The 5,859-nt window shown below is 70.9% G+C and carries 8 protein-coding genes; 3 read left to right on the forward strand and 5 right to left on the reverse strand.

Translation table 11 applies throughout. The annotated features are described in order from the left end of the window. Positions 1-38: 38 nt before the first annotated feature. Positions 39-716 carry an NUDIX hydrolase gene (locus ACWDU1_RS28340; protein ID WP_450003104.1) on the forward strand — a complete coding sequence of 226 codons (678 nt, stop codon included), beginning with the start codon at positions 39-41 and terminating at the stop codon, positions 714-716. 36 nt (positions 717-752) lie between these two features. On the opposite strand, the gene ACWDU1_RS28345 is transcribed toward ACWDU1_RS28340, so the two are convergent. From ACWDU1_RS28345 to ACWDU1_RS28365, 5 genes are all read right to left on the reverse strand, one after another. Further along, complete coding sequence (locus ACWDU1_RS28345) at positions 753-1,043, reverse strand: hypothetical protein (protein WP_450003105.1); 291 nt, start codon at positions 1,041-1,043, stop codon at positions 753-755. 48 nt (positions 1,044-1,091) lie between these two features. Then, positions 1,092-1,940: an SDR family oxidoreductase gene (locus tag ACWDU1_RS28350; protein WP_450003107.1), complete on the reverse strand. Its 849-nt coding sequence runs from the start codon at positions 1,938-1,940 to the stop codon at positions 1,092-1,094. Between the two features lie 36 nt (positions 1,941-1,976). Then, on the reverse strand, positions 1,977-3,038 hold the full coding sequence (locus tag ACWDU1_RS28355) for an NAD-dependent epimerase/dehydratase family protein (protein ID WP_450003109.1): 1,062 nt from the start codon (positions 3,036-3,038) through the stop codon (positions 1,977-1,979). Between the two features lie 90 nt (positions 3,039-3,128). Then, positions 3,129-3,644 carry a carboxymuconolactone decarboxylase family protein gene (locus ACWDU1_RS28360; RefSeq protein WP_450003111.1) on the reverse strand — a complete coding sequence of 172 codons (516 nt, stop codon included), beginning with the start codon at positions 3,642-3,644 and terminating at the stop codon, positions 3,129-3,131. After that, positions 3,641-4,720, reverse strand: a complete 1,080-nt coding sequence (locus ACWDU1_RS28365) for an NAD(P)H-dependent amine dehydrogenase family protein (protein WP_450003113.1) — start codon at positions 4,718-4,720, stop codon at positions 3,641-3,643. Before ACWDU1_RS28365 ends, ACWDU1_RS28360 begins: the two co-directional genes overlap by 4 nt. Before the next feature lie 148 nt (positions 4,721-4,868). On the opposite strand from ACWDU1_RS28365, the gene ACWDU1_RS28370 reads away from it, so the two are divergent. Both ACWDU1_RS28370 and ACWDU1_RS28375 read left to right on the forward strand, forming a co-directional pair. Further along, the gene (locus ACWDU1_RS28370; protein WP_450003114.1) at positions 4,869-5,399 is read left to right on the forward strand and encodes a chorismate--pyruvate lyase family protein; all 531 of its coding nucleotides are present in this window, start codon (positions 4,869-4,871) and stop codon (positions 5,397-5,399) included. After that, positions 5,396-5,859 (forward strand): FAD-dependent monooxygenase (locus ACWDU1_RS28375; protein ID WP_450003115.1); only part of this gene is annotated, 464 nt, incomplete at its 3' end. The genes ACWDU1_RS28370 and ACWDU1_RS28375, both read left to right, overlap by 4 nt.

Here is a 5,859-nt window from a genome sequence, read left to right on the forward strand (position 1 = left end):
GCGGCCCCCGCAGCCGCCGGTGCGGCATGATCGAGGTCATGAGCACCTCAGCAGGACCGCCGGTCCCGGAAACGATCGAGGAATTCCGGATGCTGGCTCATTCCCGGCTGGAATCGTTCCCGCGGATAGGCGTCCCGGACGAACCGGGTATCCGCCGCGCCGCCGTGGTGCTCTGCGTGGCCGATACCGGCGACTCGCTCGCGGTGATCGTCATCAAACGCGCCTACCGGGGCCGCAACGCCGGGCAGTGGGGCCTGCCCGGCGGACGGGTCGAAGCCGATGAGACGGTGCCGCTGGCCGCGGCCCGGGAGCTGCACGAGGAACTCGGGCTGACGGCGCGTCCCGCCGATGTACTCGGTGCCCTCGACGATTTCCCGGCCGCGTCGGGCTTCGCCATCACCCCGGTGGTCGCGATCCTGGCCGACACCACGCAGCTGCGGCCGAGCGCCGACGAGGTCCACTCGGTGCATTTCGTCGATCTGCGCCGGCTCGCCGCCGACGACACCCCGCACTGGATCCGGGACCCGGCCGCCCCCGAGGCCGGCCCGGCGGGCGAAGGTACCGGGCTGTTGCAGATGCGGCTGGCACCGGATATGACCATCCACGCCCCCACCGGCGCCATGCTGTGGCAATTCCGGGAAGTGGTGCTGCGCGGCCGGCCACCCGGCCAGGCGCGAGTCGCGCATTTCCGGCAGCCGGACTGGACCCATCGCTGAGGCTCCGGGGTAACCGGCGCCGCGCGACGGCCGTACTCAGGACCCGCTGCGCCGATCCGCGTCGGGCGCCGTGCCCGACTGCTGCCCTTCGGGCACGATATCGGGTTGTTCCTCGGCCAGCCGCCGCTCCATCGGCTCTCCTGCCCGCTGTTCGGCCGGTGTCGTGCGGTAGCGGTCGGCGGCGGTCCAGTGGTCGGGCGGATCCATTCCGGCCTCCAGCGGGTCGGCGGCCAGTTCGTCCTCGTCCAGCTGTTCCGCGGTCGACGGCACATCGGCCCATTCGGCCACCTCGGCGGATTCCTGACCTGCGTCCTCGGTTCCGTTCATGGTCGCCGTGTTGCCCGCACCGCGCCGGTGAAACACCGCCACCCGGTATCAGTCGTCACCGCCACCCCTCGCGGGATCCCGCCAGCCCTCGTCACCGACAAGCTGGCTGGTCTGGGGGCCCATGAGCAGCATCCCGCCGTCGACGACATACGAGGCGCCGGTGACATACCCGGCCGCCGGGGTTGCCAGGAAGGCCACCACCGAGGCGACTTCGTCCGCATGCCCGGGACGCCCCAGCGGCAGCCCCGGACGCGGCTGCCGGCGCGGGTCGGCATCCTCCTGGCCCGTCATCGGGGTGGCGATCTCCCCCGGAGCCACCGAATTCACGGTGATGTCGTGCTCGGCGAGTTCCAGCGCCAGTACCTTGGTCAGCGCGCCCAGGCCGGCCTTCGCCGCGCAGTACGGCGCCGAACCCACCTTGGGCGCGTGCTCGTGCACGCTGGTGATGTTGATGACCCGTCCGCCCCGGCCCGCCTCGATCATGTGCCGGACCGCGCGCTGGGTGCAGAGGAACGCCCCGTCCAGATCCACCGAGAGCACATGCCGCCAGCTGTCGAAGTCCATCTCCATCGCCTTCTGCGCCGAGCCCGTCCCCGCACAGTTCACGAGCACGTCCAGACCACCCAGTTCCTCGGCCAGCTCGTCGATCACCGCCGTACCGGTCGGCAGATCGTCCAGATCGAGGCGCCGCACGGCCGCACGGGCCCCGCGTTCGCCGACGATCTCGGCGGTGCGGGCGGCCCCTTTCTCATCGGAGTGGTAGGTGACGCCCACATCGACCCCGCCGCCCGCGAGCGCGGTCGCGATGGCCCGGCCGATTCCTGAATCGGACCCGGTGACAACCGCACGCAATGGCGCGCCGATGCGTTCATTCGGTAAGGGAGCGATAGTAGCCATGGCAGGCGGCTACCCGGCCGCCCCGCGGTGACACAGCTAATCGTCGACCGGATCACGGCCCCCGACCCCGGACCCGAACTCGTGGAGTCGCCCCGGGCCGCCGGCATCCGGGGCGAGCGGGGGTGTCGGCCCGCCGGCACCGGCGCGGAATGCCTCCAGGAACAGTGTGAGCGTCTCGCCGGAACTCGTTCGCGGGATCCAGCCCAGTTCGGCGCGGGCGCGGGCCGTATCGAGCACCGGCAGATGCATCAGGGTATCGAACAGTCCGGGGGTCGCCGGAACGAGCCGCAGATGCCAGGCGCCCGCCAGCGCGGCCCGGACGAGAGCGGGCGATACCGCGACGGTGCGCACGCCGAGGACCCGTCCCGTCTCCGCGCGATCCAGCACCGGCCCGGCGGCCAGGTTGAACGCGCCACGCGCCCCGGCCGTGATCGCCGCCGCGTAGGCCCGGCCGATATCGGCACTGTGCGCGGTCTGGAACCGCAAGCCGCGCGGAAACGGCAGCAGCGGCACACGTTCGGGCCGGATCAGCCGGTTCGGTATCAGCGGACCCATGAATAGGCGTCGCTGCGCACTCGCCGACCCCCGCTGGAAGATGAAAGCCGGGCGCATCCGCGCGAGACGGATATCGGGATGCCGAAGTTCGAACAGATCCAGCAGCCGCTCGACGTAGGCCTTCTCCACCGAGTACGAGGCACCGGGCCACCCTTCGGTCGGCCAGCACTCGTCCACGGGGGCATCGTCCACCGCCGGGGAATATGCCGCGATGGACGAGGCGACCGCGAGTCGCGGAACTCCGGCCGCCGCCACCGCCCCGAGAACGCGCCCGGTTCCTCCCACATTTGCCTGCCAGGTGTCACGGGGGCGGCGAGTCGGCTGGAAGACCCAGGCCAGATGGATCACCGCATCGGCCCCGCGGAAAACCGCGGTGAGATCGGCGGTCCGCACATCCGCGCCGACCCATTCCACGCCCGCACGCGGTAGCCGCGGTTTCCGCCGGGCCACCCCGGCGATCGAGGTCACCTCGGGAGTCTCGGCCAGCGCGTCGAGCACCGCGGTGCCGACATTGCCCGTCGCCCCGGTCACCACCACTCGCATCGCCACTCCTCACCGACACCGGACTTCGAGGTAGGCGCTATACCCCGAACCGGGCAGCCGACACCGGCCGCGGCGGTGATGGCGCGGCGGTCAGGCTCCGGGCCGGGCGCCCGCGGGGCTCTCGGTGGTGTGCCCCGGCAGCACACAGACGGCGTCGAGGCCGAGTACGTGGTTGAGGCGGCCGAACGCCAGCCAGGAACCCAGGCACATGCTGAGTTCCACGATCTCGGCCTGGCTGTAATGGGCCGTCATCCGGGACCAGAAATCCTCGTCGAGATTGTGGTGGTCGAGCGCGTACCGTTCGGCGTATTCGGCGGCCAGCCGGGCGCGATCGTCCAGGGCTGCACTGTTACGCCAGTCGTCCACGGCCTCGGCAAACCCTTCCTCCACCTTCTGGCCGTCACGTTCGGTACGCCAGTCCAGGCAGAAGATGCAGCCGTTGATCCTGGCGATGCGCAGGCGCGCGGCCTCGAACTCACGCAACCCGAGCGTGGTGTGGGCATAGACCGCCATCGAGAAGTTGGAGGCGGCCACACCGATACCGGGGACCATCTCGCCCCAGACGTAGCCGATGGGGTCCTTGCCTTCGGGGATATCGACGATCATGACCGATCCTTTCCGAGTCGTCCGGCCGCGGGGCGCAGCGGCACATCGAGTGCGTCGTAGAGGCCGGGCCCGGCCTCCGCCAGCCAGGTGAGCGCGCCGACCAGCCGCCCGACCGCGGTGGCATTGCCCCCGGCGGCGTAGTTGCCGCCCTCGTCGGTCGCCTCCACGGTGACCTCGATCCGGGGGCGGCCTTCGATGATCACCCGGTGCGCGCCCTGACCGTTGGGCGGGGCGGGCCAATCGGGCGCGCAGGAGGGATGGATACGGGTGATGTGCTCCACCACGATCCGCGGCACACCGTCGACGATGCCCTGCACCTCGAATCGCATGGCGCCCTGGGAACCGGCCTCGAATTTGCCCATGGTCGCGGTGTCGACGGTCGACTCGAGCGGGCGGCGCTCCAGGGTCTCGCGGATCTCGTCGAGTTCGACATCGAGGGCGCGGGCCATCAGCCGCACCTGCCCGCCCCACACCATGCTCGGCACCCCGGACAGAACCATCGGCGGGACCTGGTCCATGGGCTGACCCATTCCGACCAGGTAGCGCACCGAATCCGGCTGGTCGTAGGTGGAATAGTCGAAGATCTCCTGGCAGCGCACCACCTCGACGACACTGCCCAGGCCGCTGATCAGCACCGGCAGCACATCGTTGCCCCAGCCCGGATCGATCCCGGACACGAACAGCGAGCCACCGCCCGCCTCGATGGCGGCGAGAACGGGATCGCGGATCTCCGGGGGCGCGCCGCGGTGGTCGTAGAGCGCGTACAGCGCCGGTGTCACGACGCTCGCGCCGACCGTGAGCCCGCGCACGATATCGGCGAGGGCGTCGTCGGGCCGGATCTCCCCGGATGCCGCGTAGACGATCGCGCCCGGGCGGGTGGCGAGCACCGCGTCGATATCGGTGGTGGCCGCGACACCGAGGACGCGGTCCAGCCCGGCGAGTTCACCCGCGTCCCGGCCGTCCTTGGCCGGGTCGTGCACGAGGACCGCCGCGAGGGCGAGTTCGGGGTGGGCGTCGACCGCCCGTATCGCGGCCCGGCCCACGTTGCCGGTACCCCAGACGACCGTCGAGATCATCGCCGAATTCTAACAAGCGCTTGGTTGCGGAGGGTCGATTCCGGAAAAGCCGGATCGCCGACGCACCCATACCGCGAGGGCGGCCACGTGGCGGATGTCTCCATCACCGGGAGTGCCGAGGCCCGCAGGGAACCGTATCGTTTTCGGTGTGACGGAATTCCTCACGGCGACAACGGAATACGATGTACCGTCGGTTACCCGGATGTTACTCCGCGCCGACGGTTCGATGACCGTACTGCTCGAGGCCCTGGTCGGGCGGCCGCTGGCCCTCGACCTGACCGACCAGCACCTCACCACCGCCCGGTCTCTGGCGCCCCCGGTACGCACCGCGCTGGGTTGCGCGGAGGACACCCCGGTCGTGGTGCGCCGATCCGTGCTGGTCACCGGCGAGGGAGTTCCGGTCTCACACAATCGCGTCAGCATCGTGGCCACCGACCGCGAACTCACCGAACTGCTCACCGACGAGCACCTGCCGATCGGGCACAGCCTGGCCGCGGGCCGGCGGCATCTGGCACGCACCGTTCTGGCCACCGGTTTCACGCAGTGGACCGCCGGCGACGAACCGGGCCCGCCCTGCGCGTACAAGGAAAGCGTGCTCAGCGACCATCGGTCGATCGCGGTGGCGCATCTGCACGAATCCTTCAACCCCGCCGTGGTCCCGCTCGGGGCACGCCGATGAGAGTTCTCGTCATCGGCGCCGGTATCGGCGGCCTGACCACCGCGCTGAGCCTGCACGCCGCCGGGATCGATGTCCGCCTGATCGACCGGGCCGGCGAACTGCGACCGCTGGGCGTCGGCATCAACCTGCTCCCGCACGCGACCGCGGCACTGGCCGGGCTCGGACTGCACGAGCCGCTCGCCGCCCAGGCCGTGGCCACCTCCGAACTCGTGCACTTCGACCGGTTCGGCAACGAGATCTGGCGCGAACCCCGGGGGCTCGCCGCCGGGCACGACTGGCCGCAGTATTCGGTGCACCGCGGCCGGCTGCAATCGCTGCTGCTGGCGGCGGTTCGCGACCGGCTCGGCCCCGACGCGGTCCGGACCGGTCATCGCTTCGTCACCGCCGTCGAGGAATCCGGCCGGGTCCGTGCCGCCGTCCGGAACCTGCGCGACGAGACGACCGCGCAGTGGGAGGCCGA

The sequence above is a fragment of the Nocardia sp. NPDC003345 genome, from assembly GCF_053589395.1.

What these genes read in the sequence shown, in the direction of transcription:
- ACWDU1_RS28355 (WP_450003109.1), bottom strand. Translation starts at nt 3,038, where the DNA reads ATGCGAGTGGTGGTGACCGGGGCGACGGGCAATGTCGGCACCGCGGTG.
- ACWDU1_RS28345 (WP_450003105.1), bottom strand. Translation starts at nt 1,043, where the DNA reads ATGAACGGAACCGAGGACGCAGGTCAGGAATCCGCCGAGGTGGCCGAA.
- ACWDU1_RS28350 (WP_450003107.1), bottom strand. Translation starts at nt 1,940, where the DNA reads ATGGCTACTATCGCTCCCTTACCGAATGAACGCATCGGCGCGCCATTG.
- ACWDU1_RS28365 (WP_450003113.1), bottom strand. Translation starts at nt 4,720, where the DNA reads ATGATCTCGACGGTCGTCTGGGGTACCGGCAACGTGGGCCGGGCCGCG.
- ACWDU1_RS28360 (WP_450003111.1), bottom strand. Translation starts at nt 3,644, where the DNA reads ATGATCGTCGATATCCCCGAAGGCAAGGACCCCATCGGCTACGTCTGG.
- ACWDU1_RS28340 (WP_450003104.1), top strand. Translation starts at nt 39, where the DNA reads ATGAGCACCTCAGCAGGACCGCCGGTCCCGGAAACGATCGAGGAATTC.